The 15,856-nt window shown below is 69.5% G+C and carries 14 protein-coding genes; 6 read left to right on the top strand and 8 right to left on the bottom strand.

The genetic code is table 11. The features are described from left to right. Position 1: 1 nt before the first annotated feature. Complete coding sequence (locus ABD088_RS02680) at positions 2-1,423, top strand: DUF58 domain-containing protein (RefSeq protein ID WP_343899902.1); 1,422 nt, start codon at positions 2-4, stop codon at positions 1,421-1,423. Next, positions 1,420-3,858, top strand: a complete 2,439-nt coding sequence (locus ABD088_RS02685; RefSeq protein WP_343899903.1) for a transglutaminase TgpA family protein — start codon at positions 1,420-1,422, stop codon at positions 3,856-3,858. The genes ABD088_RS02680 and ABD088_RS02685 overlap by 4 nt, the downstream gene beginning before the upstream one ends. Before the next feature lie 626 nt (positions 3,859-4,484). Here ABD088_RS02685 and ABD088_RS02690 read toward each other — a convergent pair. Further along, a complete protein-coding gene (locus tag ABD088_RS02690) occupies positions 4,485-4,811 on the bottom strand; it encodes a DUF3800 domain-containing protein (protein ID WP_343899904.1) in 327 nt (108 codons plus the stop codon). A 132-nt stretch (positions 4,812-4,943) separates the two neighbouring features. Next, positions 4,944-6,425, bottom strand: a complete 1,482-nt coding sequence (locus tag ABD088_RS02695; RefSeq protein ID WP_343899906.1) for an NAD-dependent succinate-semialdehyde dehydrogenase — start codon at positions 6,423-6,425, stop codon at positions 4,944-4,946. 229 nt (positions 6,426-6,654) lie between these two features. On the opposite strand from ABD088_RS02695, the gene ABD088_RS02700 reads away from it, so the two are divergent. After that, on the top strand, positions 6,655-7,098 hold the full coding sequence (locus ABD088_RS02700) for a hypothetical protein (protein ID WP_343899907.1): 444 nt from the start codon (positions 6,655-6,657) through the stop codon (positions 7,096-7,098). On the opposite strand, the gene rsmI is transcribed toward ABD088_RS02700, so the two are convergent. Further along, the gene (gene rsmI, locus ABD088_RS02705; RefSeq protein ID WP_343900370.1) at positions 7,062-7,913 is read right to left on the bottom strand and encodes a 16S rRNA (cytidine(1402)-2'-O)-methyltransferase; all 852 of its coding nucleotides are present in this window, start codon (positions 7,911-7,913) and stop codon (positions 7,062-7,064) included. The two genes, ABD088_RS02700 and rsmI, sit on opposite strands and share 37 nt — an antisense overlap. 89 nt (positions 7,914-8,002) lie before the next feature. On the opposite strand from rsmI, the gene ABD088_RS02710 reads away from it, so the two are divergent. Next, positions 8,003-9,616 (top strand): dolichyl-phosphate-mannose--protein mannosyltransferase, encoded by a 1,614-nt coding sequence (locus ABD088_RS02710; protein ID WP_343899908.1) that lies wholly within the window; start codon positions 8,003-8,005, stop codon positions 9,614-9,616. Positions 9,617-9,707: 91 nt separating this feature from the next. Here ABD088_RS02710 and ABD088_RS02715 read toward each other — a convergent pair whose 3' ends face one another. After that, positions 9,708-11,123: a TIGR01906 family membrane protein gene (locus ABD088_RS02715; RefSeq protein ID WP_343899910.1), complete on the bottom strand. Its 1,416-nt coding sequence runs from the start codon at positions 11,121-11,123 to the stop codon at positions 9,708-9,710. Positions 11,124-11,156: 33 nt separating this feature from the next. Then, positions 11,157-12,149 carry a stage II sporulation protein M gene (locus ABD088_RS02720; RefSeq protein ID WP_343899911.1) on the bottom strand — a complete coding sequence of 331 codons (993 nt, stop codon included), beginning with the start codon at positions 12,147-12,149 and terminating at the stop codon, positions 11,157-11,159. A 108-nt stretch (positions 12,150-12,257) separates the two neighbouring features. Between ABD088_RS02720 and ABD088_RS02725 the strand changes: the two genes are divergently transcribed. Beyond that, positions 12,258-13,055, top strand: coding sequence for an RDD family protein (locus ABD088_RS02725; protein WP_343899912.1), 798 nt, complete (start codon positions 12,258-12,260; stop codon positions 13,053-13,055). A gap of 35 nt (positions 13,056-13,090) precedes the next feature. Here the strand turns inward: ABD088_RS02725 and ahcY are convergent, their stop codons facing one another. The 3 genes from ahcY to ABD088_RS02740 are packed head-to-tail and all read right to left on the bottom strand — an operon-like array spanning position 13,091 to position 15,215. After that, the gene (gene ahcY / locus ABD088_RS02730) at positions 13,091-14,578 is read right to left on the bottom strand and encodes an adenosylhomocysteinase (protein WP_343899913.1); all 1,488 of its coding nucleotides are present in this window, start codon (positions 14,576-14,578) and stop codon (positions 13,091-13,093) included. Continuing rightward, positions 14,575-14,781 carry a Trm112 family protein gene (locus ABD088_RS02735; protein ID WP_343899914.1) on the bottom strand — a complete coding sequence of 69 codons (207 nt, stop codon included), beginning with the start codon at positions 14,779-14,781 and terminating at the stop codon, positions 14,575-14,577. Before ABD088_RS02735 ends, ahcY begins: the two co-directional genes overlap by 4 nt. Positions 14,782-14,798: 17 nt before the next feature. Continuing rightward, positions 14,799-15,215 (bottom strand): DUF3499 domain-containing protein, encoded by a 417-nt coding sequence (locus ABD088_RS02740; protein ID WP_343899916.1) that lies wholly within the window; start codon positions 15,213-15,215, stop codon positions 14,799-14,801. 110 nt (positions 15,216-15,325) lie between these two features. Between ABD088_RS02740 and ABD088_RS02745 the strand changes: the two genes are divergently transcribed. Then, positions 15,326-15,850: a metallopeptidase family protein gene (locus ABD088_RS02745; RefSeq protein ID WP_343899917.1), complete on the top strand. Its 525-nt coding sequence runs from the start codon at positions 15,326-15,328 to the stop codon at positions 15,848-15,850. Positions 15,851-15,856: the final 6 nt, after the last annotated feature.

Raw genomic sequence — 15,856 nt, forward strand, 5'->3', positions numbered from 1 at the left:
CGTGGACGCGGCGTCGGGAACGGGGCACGACGGCGGTCCCCGGCCGCCGCTGCGTGATCGCCTGCGATTGGCCTTCCTCACCGCGCGGGGGTGGGCCCTGCTGGTCGCCGGCGTGGCGGCCTTGCTGGTGGCCTGGTTCCTGGGCCGGCGCGAACTGCTCAACGTCTCCATCTTCCTGCTCGCCGTCCCGCTGCTGGCTGCGACGGCGGTGGGGCTGGGTCGCACCCGGCTGCACGTGCGCCGCGGATTCACCCCCGACCCGGTGGTCGCCGGTTCCCCGACCGAGGTGGTGCTCCATCTGCGCCATTCCTCCCCGCTCCCCGCGGGAACGGTCCTGGCCGAACAACTGCCCACCGACTTCGGCAGCAACCCCTCCTTCGCCTCCGACGATCCGGCCGATCCGGACCACCCCGACGACTCCCGCGACGGCGACGGCTCCACCACCACCTACCGGTACCGGCTGCGCCCCACCCACCGCGGGGTCTACCCGGTGGGGCCCCTGCGTGCCCGGCTGACCGATCCGTTCGGATTGGCGGTGCGCCCCATCGCCGTGGACCGGGCCTCCCCGCTGACCGTGGTCCCGCCGGTCATCGTGCTGCCGGCCACCGGGGTGCTGGGCAGCACCGGTACCCGCGGAACGGCCACCGCACACCACCAGGCCACCCCCGAGAACGACGACGTGATGACCCGCGAATACCGCGACGGCGACTCGCTGCGCCGCGTGCATTGGCCGGCCACCGCCCGGCACCAGACACTGATGGTCCGGCAGGAGCAGTTCCAGCGCACCCCGCGGGCCACTTTCGTCGTCGACACCCGGCCGGGCCCCTTCCAGGGCAGCTACCTCGGGTTCGACGCCCCGACGGACATCCCGAACTTCCTCGGCCCCGCCGGGGCCACCACCGGCTGCTTCGACTGGGTGATCACCGCAGTGGTGTCCATGGGCGCCCATCTGGCGGGCCAGGGGTATGAACTCGACGTCCTCGACGAGACCGGCGGGCCGTTGGCCGGCACCGGCTCGGGCTCCCCCGGCGCCCCCGCCGGCCGGTTCTCCGGCCCCGATACGGCCCTGGACCTGCAACTGACCCTGGCCCCGGTGGGCCTGAAACCGGCCACCACCCACACGGTGCCCGTCGACGATGCCCCGCCCGCCACCGGATTCGGCACCGGCAACGGCCCCCTGCTGCTGTTCACCGGAGGCCTGGACGCGGACCAGGCGGGTGCCTGGGTCCACCGCATCGGCACGCACCGCAACGTGGTGGCGTTCGTGGTGGCCAGCCGCCCCGCCGCCACCCTGGTGGCCACCCGGGCCTTCCGCAGCTCCGGCTGGGCGGCCCTGCCCACGGATCCCGGCACCCCACTGCCCGAGACCTGGCTGGAGCTCGCCGCACAGGAACGCCGCACCGGCCCCCGGGGCCGGTCATGAGCACCGTCACCGACGCCGGCGTCTCCCATCAGCCGACCCCGGCTCCTGCATCCCGGCCGCCACGGAAGCGCCGGCGGCTGGGCAGCGAATGGCTGCTCTTCGCCGCCCTGCTGTTCTCCATCATGGCCCCGGTCAGCGGTCTGTGGGACGTCATCGATGGCCGGCGCTGGTTCGAGAACGCGACGGTCACCGTGGCCGGGATGCTCGCCGCCGGGACGATCGTGCGCGTGCTGGGCCGGTCCTACGCGGGGGTGCTCGCCGCCTCCGCTGCCGGGCTGGTCATGATGCTGACCCTGCAGTTCCTGCCCACGACTGCCCTGCTCGGCGTGGTGCCCACCCCCGAAACCCTGCGCCGGGCGCTGGCCCTGTATCCGCAGGCGCAGGAGGCGATCCTCTCGCAGGCCCAACCCGTCCTGGCGGAGGACCCGATCGTCTTCTTCACCTGCCTGGCTGCCGGGCTCACCGGGCTCATGGTCCAGATCGTGGTGATCGGGTTGCGGGCTCCTGCCCTGGCCGCGATCCCATTGTCGGTCTTCCTGGTGACCTCCTCCCTGGTCAAGACCGACGGGGCGGGGCTGCTGCACGTCGCCCTGACCGCTGCGGGGTTCCTGCTGGTGCTCGCCGCGGCCCGCCTGGCCCTGCGCTCCACCGCCCCCACGGCGGCGGTGCGCACCGGGGTCGCCCGCCAGGCGGCGGCCATCGCCGCGGGGGCCCTGGCCCTGATGCTGCTGGTCCCGCTGGCCGTCCCCGGCTTCACCCAGGGGCTGATGCCGCAGGGCCAACGGCTCTACCTCTTCGGCAAACCCAGTGGCGTCAACCCGGTGTTGAACCTGGGCGTGAACCTGCGCGACCGGCTGGGACTGACCACCGTCACCTACTACACCGACTCCCCCGATCCGCTGTACCTGCGCACCGCCGTCATCTCCGACCTCACCGCCGACCGCTGGGAGCCCACCGACTTCACCGTCGCCCGGGACCCCAACACGGCGGTCCTGGCCCCCACCGAACGCGAACAGGTCTCGGGTACCCTCCCGGATGCTGCACGGAAGCGGCAGGTGAACACGCGGATCGTCACCGGGAACTACTTGAGCCCCTGGCTGCCGATGCCCCGCGACGCCGCCACGACCTCGGGGCTTTCCGATGCGTGGGGCTACTACCACGAGACGCAGACGATGTTCTCCCCCGAGCAGGGCGCCAGCCTGGATCTGGACTACACCGTGACCTCCGCGGTGCCGGTGATCGATGCCGAGGCGCTGCAGGCCAGCTCGGAGCACCTGGCCGAAAGCCTCGGTGCCATCGACCTGCCGCCGACGTATACCGATCTGCCCGATGACCTGCCGGCGATCATCAACGACACGGCCCGCCGGATCACCCGGGCCGCGGGCGCCACCACTGCCTACGACGAGGCGGTGGCCCTGCAGGACGAACTGCGCAGCCCCGACTACACGTACTCGGAGCAGACGCCGCTGCAGCAGGGCTACGACGGCAACGGGATCGGCGTCGTCGAGGCGTTCCTGCAGAAGAAGAGCGGCTACTGCACCCACTTCTCCTCGGCCATGGCGTTGATGGCCCGCTCCCTGGGCATTCCCAGCCGCATCGTCGTCGGCTACGCACCGGGGCGGACCAACGGCTCCTCGGTCCTGGGAACCGACGGCAAGCAGTGGGCCGGCTACGAGCTCAGCGCACGCAGCGCGCACGCCTGGCCCGAACTGTTCTTCCCCGGGCTCGGCTGGGTGCCCTTCGAGCCCACCCCCGGCCGCGGGACCACACCTTCCTACGCCAGCGACAGCCCCACCGGAGGCGCCGCGGCGACACCCCCCAGCAACGACGAACCCCACCGCTCCACCCGCCCCGAGGCGGCGACTCCCAGCGAGGCCGCGTCCACACCTGCGGCCGCCGGCTCGCAGGGCACCGGGAACGACGACGGCGGCGCGGGACCCGGTGCGCCGGTCGCCATCGCGCTGGTGCTGGTGCTCGCCGGGTTCTTCGGCCCGCTGGGAGTGCGGCGCTGGGCGAAGGCCCGGCGGCTGCGGCGCATCCACCGCCCCGAGGACTGGCACGATGGCCCCCGGGCCGCCTGGGCCGAGCTGCTGGCCCTGGGGCGTGACTACGGCTGGGCGCAACGGCCCAGCGAGACGGACGCCGGGTACGCTACCCGGTTGGCGGGGCACCTGCCCGATGCAGCCCCCGCGTTGGACCGCGTGCGCGAGGCCTTCGAGCGGGCCACCTATTCGCGCGATACCGGCCCGCAACGCCAGCTGGTCCCCCGCGGACCGGCGACTGGCATCCACCGCCAGCGTGCCACCCGTGAAATCCCGGTGGACCAGGCACTCGTGGCGGCACTGACCGAGATCGAGCAGGCCTTCTCCGATGCGGCGACACCGGGCCGGCAGTTCCTGGCCCGGGCCTGGCCCGCCTCGCTCTTCCGCGGCTGAGGCCCGGCGGAACTCCCGCTTAGGGCCAACAACACCGGGTGATATGGACCACTTTTGTGTTGTTAACGGCTAGTTTTCAGGACCCCGCCGTGACAGACTGATGATGTCGGATAATGTTGCACCTGCTCGGGTGTCTGGCGATGCTGTCATCGCGCTCCTTAAGTGGATCTGCCCCGAGAGGTACAAGGTTATCCGGCTTTTTGTACTTGCAGGCGTCGCAGGGAAACCAGTCATGACAGGCGACGAGGCTGCTTTCCGGAATCGACATCAGGCCCAGGGGAATGGCGCACCCCTCGCTGTTTCGTAGTTGATGCCACACGGTTCTCAGGTAGCCGCCTTCGAAGTTCCCGTAGCGGTCGGGCCATACCGCGGCTTTGAGGAAACAGGCATATAGATCGGCGGCCTGGGACTCGAGATAGTTTGTCGCGGATACCCACCTCAAACCCTGCTCGATGTGGTTCGGAACATTGGCAGGAGCAACGACCGGCCCTTCCAAATACGGTCTCGTCGTGGTTCCGTGGTCGAACCCCATGACCTGACCGAAGCGCGTCCAGACTCTCGCTGGTTCTGCATCCCAATGATGCGCCGCCCAAAGAATTCCCCTATAGGTTTTGCCGGCTACGTAGTTATAGAACCGGGCCCAGGTCTTGGTTAAAGGTGCCGCGCGTGACTTCCGATTTGCGGCAGTAGACATACACCACGCGAATGTTCCGGACCTCACCCAAAAGCTGTGCTGCAAACTTCCGACGGTCAGGGGACTTGACGTGTTCTTTGGCCGACAGCGGCTTGTGGGGTGGGACGTTGAATACAGCCCGCAATCTGCTGACCACGGCTTGGACCTCTTCGGCACCAGCCTCGTCGACGATCACAGCTGCCATGCCAAAGATCGGACTGGCCTTGTCGGACCCGCCGGGATCGCCGGTTTCATCTACGTACGCAAAAAGATCGGTCACCATGTAATTTTAGTCCGCATATCCGACACTTTGGAGGCATGCCTCCGCCCATGAGGACCGACCCCGCACACGACGATGGCCGGGGCATCGGCCCCGGCCATCCGCCGTCGTGCTGGGTGGTGTCTGGTGGTGCTACACCGCGTAGGGGTCGGCGATGCCGATGTACTGGGCGGTGGTGTATTCGGCGATGCCCTCGGAGCCGCCCTCACGGCCCAGACCGGACTGCTTGACGCCACCGAACGGTGCTGCGGCGTTGGAGATGACGCCGGCGTTGAAGCCGACCATGCCGAATTCCAGCTGCTCGGAGACGCGGAACATGCGGTTGTAGTCGGCGGTGTAGAGGTAGGACGCCAGGCCGTATTCGCTGGCGTTGGCCAGCTGGATGGCCTCCTCTTCGGTCTCGAACGTGGTCACCGGGGCGACCGGGCCGAAGATCTCGCTGCGCAGGATCTCGGCGTCGTTGGGGACGTTGGACAGCACGGTGGGCTGGTAGAAGTAGCCGTCGCCCTCGCGCGGGGCGCCGCCGGTGACTGCCTCGGCGCCGGCCTCGATGGCCGCGGTGACCAGGGCGTGCACGTCATCGCGGGCACCGCCGTCGATCAGCGGGCCGACCGTCGAGGAGTCCTCGGTGCCGCGGCCCAGCTTCAGGTCCCCCATGGCCTGCGCGAACTTGGCGGTGAAGTCGGCGGCGACCGACTTCTCCACCAGGAAACGGTTGGCCGCGGTGCAGGCCTCGCCCATGTTGCGCATCTTCGCTGCCATGGCACCTTCGACTGCCTTGTCCAGGTCGGCGTCGGCGAAGACCAGGAACGGGGCGTTGCCGCCGAGTTCCATGGAGGTGCGCAGCACGTTGTCGGCGGCGTCCTTGAGCAGCTGCTTGCCGACCGGGGTGGAGCCGGTGAAGGAGACCTTGCGCAGGCGCGGGTCCTGCATGATCGGACCCGAGATGCCCGAGGCCGACTTCGAGGAGGTCACGTTCAGGACACCGGCGGGCAGGCCGGCTTCCATCATCGTGGCGGCGAAGAGCTGGCTGGTCAGCGGGGTCAGCTTCGCGGGCTTGAGGACCATGGTGCAGCCGGCGGCGACGGCGGGGCCGACCTTGCGGGTGGCCATGGCCAGCGGGAAGTTCCAGGGGGTGATCAGCAGGCAGGGGCCGACGGGCTTGCGCTGGACGAGGATCTTGTTCTTGCCCTCGGGGGTGGTCAGGTAGCGGCCGTAGTCGCGCACTGCCTCCTCGGAGAACCAGCGCAGGAACTCGGAGCCATAGGTGACCTCGCCGCGGGCTTCGGCCAACGGCTTGCCCATCTCCAGGGTCATCAGCAGGGCGAAGTCCTCGGCGCGCTCCTGGATCAGGTCGAAGGCGCGGCGCAGGATCTCGCCACGTTCACGCGGTGCGGTGCGGGCCCAGGAGGCCTGTGCGGCGTCGGCGGCGTCGAGGGCTGCCATGGCGTCATCGCTGGTGGCGGAGGCCAGGGTGGCGAGCACCTTGCCGGTGGCCGGATCGTGCACGTCGAAGGTGCCGCCATCGGAGGCATCGCGCCATTCGCCGTTGATCAGCAGTCCGGTGGGCACTGAGGCGAGCAGTTCCGCTTCGCGCTCGGGGGTGATGGTCATCGTTGGTCTCTCCCACATGTCTGGATGGCGATCTATCACTGGTCACGTTAGCGAGACGGGCAACGGAGTGTAAATGCAGGGTTGCATCATGACGTCCGGGGTTCGTTGTGCATCCGCCCGGGACGGAGGCCATCGATCCGCCGCTGGTGTCCGACGACGTCAGGCCACATCCTGCACGGACGTGCCGGACGGGAGGCATAGACTCCGGGAAAAGGGGAAGCGGGGAAACATGTCCAGCCTGACCGTTTGCGAGGTCCGCCGCGACGCGGTGTCCCTCCGTGTGGCCACCGTCTTGTTCCGGCATGCTGTCGCGTGGGGCATTTGGGTGGTCCTGTCCCTCGTGGCGTTGGCCTTCCACCCCACGGCTGGAATTATCCTCCTCGCCGCCTCATTCCCCTTCGCCTTCATCGCCGCGGCCCTCTCGGCGGCGGCTGCCGCCGTCGGGCGCATCGGTGCCACCGCGTGGCTGGCGTGCGTCGCCGCTTCCTGGCTGCTCACCGCTCCGCTGACGAATAGGTACGAAGATGCCCTGGACCGGTTCGATCCAACGGTCGCCGCACCAGCGACCGCGGAGTTCTACTGGCAGTACTGGCCGTGGGCCCTGCCGGCCGCACTGATCCATGCGGCCGTGGGCGTCTACTTCTCCCGGCGCGCTTCCAGCACCGCTGCGTAGAGCTCGCGTTTGGGCAGGCGCTCGCGCTCGGCAATCGCGGCGACGGCATCCTTGAGCCGCAGTCCACCGCGTTCGAGTTCCTGCACGCTGGCCACATGGTCGGTGGCCCGGGCCGGGGCATCCTCGGCGGCACCGCCGACGACGACGGCGATCTCGCCCCTGACCTGTCCCTCGGCCCACTCGAGCAGCTCGAGCAGGGTGCCGCGGCGGACCTCCTCATGCAGCTTGGTCAGCTCCCGGGCAACGGCGGCGCGGCGGTCCTGCCCGAACGCATCGGCGAGCGCGCGCAGCATCGGTTCGAGCCGGTGCGGGGCCTCGAAGAAGACCATTGTGCGCCGTTCCTTCTCCAGTTCGGCCAGCCGGGAGGCCCGCTCCCCCGGTTTGCGCGGCAGGAACCCCTCGAAGGTGAACCGATCGGTCGGCAATCCGGAGAGCGCCAGGGCGGTCAGCACCGCGGAGGGTCCGGGGGCGGCGGTGACGACGAGGTCCTCGGCGACGGCGGCCTCCACCAGCCGGAACCCGGGGTCGGAGACGGCGGGCATGCCGGCGTCGGAAACCATCAGCAGCGTCTTGCCCGCCCTGACTTCCTCGAGCAGTTCGGCGGTCTTCGTTTCCTCGTTGTGCTCGTGGTAGCTCACGACCCGACCCGGGATCTTCAGGCCCAGGGCCTGGGCCAGGTGGTGGAACCTGCGGGTGTCCTCGGCGGCGACGATGTCGGCGCTGGTCATCAGTTCCACCAGTCGGGGGGTGGCATCGCCCAGGTTGCCGATGGGCGTGGCGGCCAGGACGATCTGCCCCGTCGCCCCGCCCGCCACTGCGGTCTCGGGGGGTTCGGGGGCGGTGGCGGCTGGATCGTTGTTCACCCCGCCAACTCTACCGTCGCGGCCGCCGGTAGAGTTGTGGCGTGAGCGCCCTGACTACGTCCCGCCCCCGCTGGGTCCAGACTCCACGTTCGGCCTTCACCTACGAGGCACTCGTGGCGAGGTTGCAGGTCGCGGCGGCACCGGCGTCGCGCCTTGCCTGGATCATCCCGCTGGTGATCACGGTCATCGCCGGGGTCATGCGCCTGGTCAACCTGGATCAGCCGCATGCGTTGACGTTCGACGAGACGTACTACGTCAAGGACGCCTACACGATGATCTCCCACGGCCACCCGATGGAGTGGCCCGATGATCCCAACCCGGCGTTCATTGCCGGGAAGCCAGCCCCGCTGGACAGCGCCGAATACGTGGTCCACCCGCCGCTGGGCAAATGGATGATCGCCGTGGGCATGCTGCTCTTCGGCACCGACAACGGGCTCGGGTGGCGGTTCTCCGCCGCGGTGGTGGGAACCCTGTCCGTCCTGCTCGTCACGCTGATTGCGCAGCGGCTCTTCAACTCGGTGACGCTCGGTGCGGTGGCCGGTGGGCTCAGCGCCGTGGACGGCCACCAGCTGGTGTTGTCGAGGACCTCCCTGCTGGACATCTTCCAGCTGTTCTTCATCGTCGCCTCCTTCTACGCACTGCTGCTGGACCGCACGCACGGGCGGCGGCTGCTGGCCCGCAAGGTCGCTGCGGCGGTGGACCCGGACACCGGCATGCCCCCGCGGGCGTTCCTGGACCACGGCCCGTGGATGGCCTGGCGGCCGTGGCGGCTGGTTTTCGCCCTGGCCCTCGGCGGCGGGCTGGGCGTGAAGTGGTCGATGCTCGCCTTCGTTGCGGTGTTCTGCCTGCTCTCGGTGCTGTGGGACCTGCAGGCCCGGCGCGTGGTGGGCGTCCGCCACTGGTTCACCGCGGGCCTGCTGCGCGACGGCATCCCCGCATTCTTCCTCATCATCCCGCTGACAGCGCTCACCTACGTCTCCACCTGGTGGGGCTGGTTCGCCACCGCCGGCGGCTATGACAGGAACTGGGCCGCCGAACACCCGGGCGACGGAATCGGCTGGCTGCCGGCACCCCTGCGCTCACTGTGGGAATACCACCGCAGTGCCTACGAATTCCACCAGGGACTCAGCTCCCCGCACTCCTGGGAGTCGGGCCCGTGGACCTGGTTGTTCGCCGGGCGCCCCGTCCTCTTCTACTACGACGGCACCGAGGCGCCGGCGCCGGGCTGCGCGGCGGGATCGTGCGCCACGGTGGTCACCGACCTGCCGAACCCGATCCTGTGGTGGGCGGCAACGCTGGCGCTGCTGGTGGTCCTGTTGTGGTGGGCCGGGCGCCGCGACTGGCGGACCGGGGCCATCCTGGCCGGCATGCTCGCAGGGTTCGGGCCGTGGTTCATGTACTCGCAGCGGACCATGTTCTTCTTCTACACGATCACCTTCGAACCGTTCATGGTCCTGGCGCTGGTGTTCGTCCTGGCACTGGCCGTGGGCGGGGTGGGGGCCTCGGCGGCCCGGCGCCGCGCCGGGCTGATCGGCGTGACAGCGTTCCTGGCCCTGGTGGTGCTGGTGTCCGCGTTCTTCTGGCCGGTGTGGACCGGGCAGACCATCCCCTACGACGGGTGGCGGCTGCGGCTCTGGATGCCCAGCTGGGGCTGACCCGGCCAGCGGGAAGTACTGAAAACACGGCGGGCCGTGGAACCGGGGAAAACCCCGGCGCCACGGCCCGCCGTTGCGCGCTGTCCTGGTGTCAGTCCAAGCCCAGATCGCGGTTGGACTGACGCAGGCGGGCACGGTCGCGGCGCTTGCGGGTTGGCCAGTTCGCGATGAGGAAGACCAGCGAGACCACCAGGACCAGCCCAGCGATGAGGACACCGGCATCCATCCAGAACTGTGTCGGGTAGAGCCGGATCAGGGTGTCGTTCGCGTGGAACGTCCAGTTGCCCTGGGCGAAGAACAGTTCGTGGAAGTCGGTGAAGAACGTCTCGAAGTTCAGCACCGCCAAGACGGTCAACGCGATCATGATGACCAAGGTGATGACCGACCCGGCGAAGAATGCCCGGCGGATGCCCCCGGCATACCGACGGCCCAGGTACAGGCAGATGATGACCGCGAGGATGGCCATGACGATGCCCGCGGCGTAGGTGATCCCGATGACCGCCTTCACGTCCGCCATGTGGGAGACCTCAGTCCCCAGGAACAGCGGGTTGCCCTTCCCGTCGACCAGGTTCCCCAGGTACGACGACGGGGCCGAGTTGTTGATGTAGTCGACGCCGTAGTTGCCGTAGGTCAGCCGTTCCGCGGGGCTGAATCCATAGGAGTCCGCGGGGAACCCGGGCCGGTGGTAATCCAGCCACAGGAACCACGGGCTGGCCACGGCGCGGATGGCACCGATGAGCAGCAGGAACGGGAAGAAGATGGCCAACACGGTCTGCACGATGCGGGCGAACACGGGCTTGGCCGTCAGAGCCGCCTCGCGGGCGTTCTGCCGGCGCTGGGCCTTCGGATCGGAGCCGTCGGCGGGGGGCTGCGGTGCTTCACCCTCGCGCTTGGCCGCGGCGACCGCATCGGTGCGCCGCGTCTCGTTGGCGCCGGCCGCGGCGCCTGCCCCGGCCCCGACACCAGCTCCCACGGCGGTGGAACCGACGGCTGTGGCACCGATCGGCTCGTGGTCCCGCTCGGTCTCTGCCGGGCGATCCCCAGCGGGCTCCGCGACGGCGTCGGTGCGCTGCGTCTGCGGGGCGGCTGCGGCGTCCTGGTCCCAGGCCGGGAGGGCGCGCGTATGGGCCGGCTCCTGGTCCGTCGTCGGGTAGGCAGTGGTGTCGGCGGAGGCAACCGACTCGACCGGGGCTTCGGGTTCCCGGGCTTCGGCATCCGGAGCCCGATCGGCGGGCCCTGCGGTGTCGGCAGCGGAGAATTCGGATTCCCACGTGTCGCGGTCCATGCCGGATTCATCGGCGGCAGCCGGGGCGTCGACCGGTTCCGGGCGCGGCTCGCGGGCCCGCGCGTCCTCGCCGGCTGGCGCGTCCTCGCTGTCCTCCGGCGCGTCGGGGTCCGGGCCCTTCAGGAATTCGGGCACCTCGGATGCGGGTGTCGCTGGCGTCCGGCGCCCGGCCTCATCGGCCGCTGGGTCGTACCCCTCGGGCACGTCGTTCTGGTTCTCCATGGGTGTGTCCTTCCCTGTTGGCTTTCTAAATCCCTAGGCGGTGGCCGCGGTAGCCCCGACGTCGTACTTCCCGAGGTCCCCGGTGAATCCCGCCCGCACGGCCCGCCGACCCAACACCAGCGTGTAGGTCCAATATCCGGCCAGCACCAGCAACCCGATGCCCAGACGTATCCAGTGCGGCAGCGCGCTGGGCGTCACGAACCCCTCGACCAGCCCGGAGACGAAGAGCACCAGGACCAGGCCCAGCGCCACCGTCATCAGCGAGCGGCCCTCCACGGCCAACGACTGGATCCGGGTCCGGGACCCCGGGGCCACCCAGGCCCAGAAGATCCGCAGTCCGGCGGCACCGGCGATGAAGACCGCCGTCAGTTCCATGAAGCCGTGCGGCAGGATGTAGAGGAAGAAGGTGTCCATCTCGCCCAGCGAGGACATCAGGCCGCCGGCCATGCCCACCGATACGGCGTTCTGGTACAGGACGTAGGGCACGTACAGCCCGGAGATCCCGAAGGCGACGCACATGCCGGCGATCAGCGCGTTGTTGGTCCACACGGCACCGGCGAACGAGGCCGCCGGGTTCTCCGAGTAGTAGTCCACGAAGTCGTGCTGCACGTATTGCCGCAGGTCGGCGTCGGACCCCATGGCCTTCAGTACCCCCGGGGTGTTGGCAGCCCAGAGGCCGGCGGCCAACGCGATCACGCAGAACACCAACCCCAGCACCACCGTCAGCACGCGGATCCGGTAGAAGGCCGCCGGCAGCGAGTAGAGGAAGAACGTGGCGATCTCCTCGGGCAGCGAGGTCCGGGCGCCGGTGAAACGGGTGCGCGCCCGGGAGATCCTGGCGGAGAGGTCCGCCGAGACGATCGCATCGGGTTCGATCGAGCTGACCATCGACAAATGCGTGGAGACGCGCTCGTAGAGGCCCAGGAATTCATCGGATTCCGCACCGGTCAACCGACGGCGGCCGGAGAGGACGTCGAGGCGATCCCACTCCTGCCGATGCACGGCAACAAACGCGTCGAGATCCACCGTCCCAGCCTATCCCGGCGGTGTCGGCTAGATTGGGAGGACGGCCGCGTTGCGCCGGGTCAGCCCGGGAACCGGCCACCAGCCACCCAGCCGCGTCGGAGGGACTCCGTGAGCACGATCATCACCGGCGAGGCCGTGGTGCTGCACCTACGGCCTGCAAGCTTCGTACTGCGCGCCGTCGGCTGCATCATCGACTACCTGGTCTACGCGATCGGCCTGGTCGGCTCGCTCATCCTGCTCGAACGCCTGATGGCCGGTTTCGATTCGGCGGCGGCGCGTGCCGTCGTCATTGCCCTCGTGGTGTTGTGGATGGTTGCCGTGCCGATCGCCGTCGAGACCCTCTCCCGCGGCAAGTCCCTGGGGCGGCTGGTCATGGGTTTGCGGATCGTGCGCGACGACGGCGGTTCCATCCGTTTCCGCCATGCCTTCATCCGGGCGATGCTCGCCCTGCTGGAAATCCTGTCCCTGTTCGGTTCGCTGGCGCTCATCGTCTCGTTCTCCAACGAGCGCGGCAAACGCCTGGGCGACATGCTGGCGGGCACCTATTCGATGCGGGAACGCCGGGGCAAGGTCACCGCGCTGACACTGCCGGCCCCGGCGCAGTTGCGTCCCTGGGCCGAGTTGGCCGACGTGGGGCGGATCCCCGACGCGCTGGCCGGACGGGTCGCCCGGTTCATCCGCCAGGCGCCGTCGATGGCCCCGGCCTCACGGGAGCGTGTCGGCATCGAGTTGGCCAACGAATTGCGTCCGCTGGTATCCCCCGCTCCCCCGCCATGTCCTCCCGAGCACTTCCTGCTGGCCGTGGTCGCCGAGCGGCGGGACCGTGATTTCCGCCGGCTCAGCGCCGTCGCGGGGCGCCAGCAGCAGGTGCGCGAGCGCATCCACCGGCTGCCCTACGATGCCTGAGGGGCCGGCCGGCACAGTGCCGGCCGGCCGCCCTCCTAGTAGCGGTAGTGGTCCGGCTTGTACGGACCTGCCGGATCCAGCCCGAGGTAGTCCGCCTGCGAGGCGCTCAGTTCGGTGAGCTCGATGCCCAACGCATCCAGGTGCAGCCGGGCGACCTTCTCGTCAAGGATCTTCGGCAGGACATAGACCTGCTTCTCGTACGCGGGGCCCGTTCCGGCGTCGTTCTGCTTCCCGTGCTGGGTGAACAGCTCGATCTGGCCGATGGTCTGGTTGGCGAACGAGTTCGACATCACGAAGCTCGGGTGGCCGGTGGCGTTGCCCAGGTTCAGCAGGCGGCCCTCGGAGAGCACGATGATCGAGTGCGCGTCGGCGGTGTCGGCACCGAAGACCCATTCGTGGACCTGCGGCTTGATCTCGACCTTGCGGATGCCCGGAACTGCCTCGAGGCCTGCCATGTCGATCTCGTCGTCGAAGTGCCCGACGTTGCCCACGATCGCCTTGTCCTTCATCGCCTCCATGTGGGAGGCCATGATGATGTCCTTCCCGCCGGTGGTGGTGACGAAGATATCGCCCTGGCCGATCACCGATTCGAGCCGGGCCACCTGGTAGCCGTCCATGGCTGCCTGCAGGGCGCAGATCGGGTCGATCTCGGTGACGATCACACGGGCTCCCTGGCCGCGCAGTGCCTCGGCTGCGCCCTTGCCCACGTCGCCGTAGCCGCAGACCACGGCGACCTTGCCGCCGATCAGCACGTCGGTGGCCCGGTTGATGCCGTCGGGCAGGGAGTGGCGGATGCCGTACTTGTTGTCGAACTTGGACTTGGTGACCGAGTCGTTGACGTTGATGGCCGGGAAGAGCAGCGTGCCGGCCTCGGCCAGCTGGTACAGGCGGTGCACGCCCGTGGTGGTCTCCTCGGTGACGCCGCGGATGCCCGCGGCGATGCGGGTGAACTTCTGCGGGTCCTTCGCCAGGGCGTTGCGCAGCGTCGCCAGCACGATCGTGTACTCGTGGCTGTCGGCGTCGGTGGCGTCCGGGACGGCGCCGGCCGCCTCGAAGTCGACTCCGAGGTGCACCAGCATGGTGGCGTCCCCGCCGTCGTCCAGGATCATGTTCGGGCCCAGCTCGGGGTTGGCGTCCGCTCCCGGCCAGGTGAGGATCTGCTCGGCGGTCCACCAGTAGTCCTCGAGCGATTCGTTCTTCCAGGCGAACACCGGCACGCCGGCCGGGGCCTCGGGGGTGCCGTTGCCGACCACGATGGCCGCGGCGGCCTCGTCCTGGGTGGAGAAGATGTTGCAGGAGGCCCAGCGGACCTCGGCGCCCAGCGCGGTGAGGGTCTCGATGAGCACCGCGGTCTGCACGGTCATGTGCAGCGAACCGGCGATGCGGGCGCCGGCGAGCGGCTGGGACGCGCCGAACTCCTCGCGCAGTGACATCAGGCCCGGCATCTCGTGCTCGGCCAGGCGGATCTGGTGGCGGCCGGCCTCGTGGAGGGAGATGTCGGCGATCTTGTAGTCGAAGCTCATGCTGTGCGGTTCTCCTGTGCTGGGTCGGTGGCGGCGTCGGCGGGACGCAGCATGACGGGGATGCCTTCGGTCAGGCTGTAGCGCGGGCTGTTGCCGGCGGCGTCGCGGCCGGTGGCCACGAGGTCGTCGCCATCCTGCTGGAGCGTCGAGCCGGTCACCGGGCAGCGCAGGATCGCGAGCAGTTCAGATGAAATATGGGCCATGCCCCCAGTTTATGGGCTTAGCGGGGCTCGCGCAGAATGCGCAGGGAACTGCGGCCGCCCTCGGCGTCGGCGGGCGGTTCCATCGGCGAGGGTGCGTTCCGCGCCGACGACGGGGTGGAGCTGCCGGCTCCGGGTTCGACAGTGGTCTCGGACGACTGCTGGGCGGGGCGCCGCGGTTCGGAGACGGCGTCGGCCAGGGCGGAGAGCTCGTCGGGGGCCAGCCGCGGGGCATCCGGCAATTCCAGGCGCAGCACCTGCCAGCCGCGGGGCACCGTCAGGCGCTGGGCGTGCTCGCCGCACAAGTCGTAACAATGCGGTTCCGGGTACGTCGCCAACGGCCCCAACACTGCGGTGGAGTCGGCATAGACATACGTCAACGTCGCAATGGCCGACTGGCGGCAAGCGGAGCGTGAACAAAGTCGAAGTGATCCCACGAGAAAACACCTTACCCCCCGGGGTGCCGCCGGTGGCCCAAGCAGCCGGGCATGGCGGGAACCGGTTCCGCGCGCCCTCCATCCGCCGCGTATTCGGTAGGCTCTGGGCTATGGCCGAAGGTTTCACCCTGGGATACGAGGGATCCCCCGACTCTCCCCGGACCGCTGCCGCGGCAGCTGCACGGCGGCCGGACCGCCCGTTCGCCAGGCGTCGGCGCAACCGCCACGGCAGGGGTTTACGCGGCGACGTGATGCCTCCCGACCTTCCCGGATCGCGCACCCGCGCCGAACGTTTCGAGGACCTGGTCGCCGAGTCCGCCGAGCGGCTCGAGGCCTTGTGGGGCCAGCCCATTGCCGCCATGGTGTTCCTGGTGGAGCTGCTGCCGAACACGAAGTCGCTGGACTTCGCCCAGGGCGCCGGTTCCCCCATCCCCCTGGGCCGTTCACTCGGTGCCACCCCCCGAAGGCCGGCCCGCGTGGTCATCCACCGCAGGCCCGTAGAGGAACTCGCCGGCGACGAGATGCCGCTGCCCGAACTGGTGCATCTGGCGGTCGTCGAACAGGTCGCCGAACTGCTGGCGCGCACCCCCGAGGAGATCGACCCCGAATACCGCCCGTGGGATGGGGACCGCTGAGCCCGC

Source organism: Arthrobacter rhombi (assembly GCF_039526245.1).
Classification (GTDB): Bacteria; Actinomycetota; Actinomycetes; order Actinomycetales; family Micrococcaceae; genus Arthrobacter_H; species Arthrobacter_H rhombi.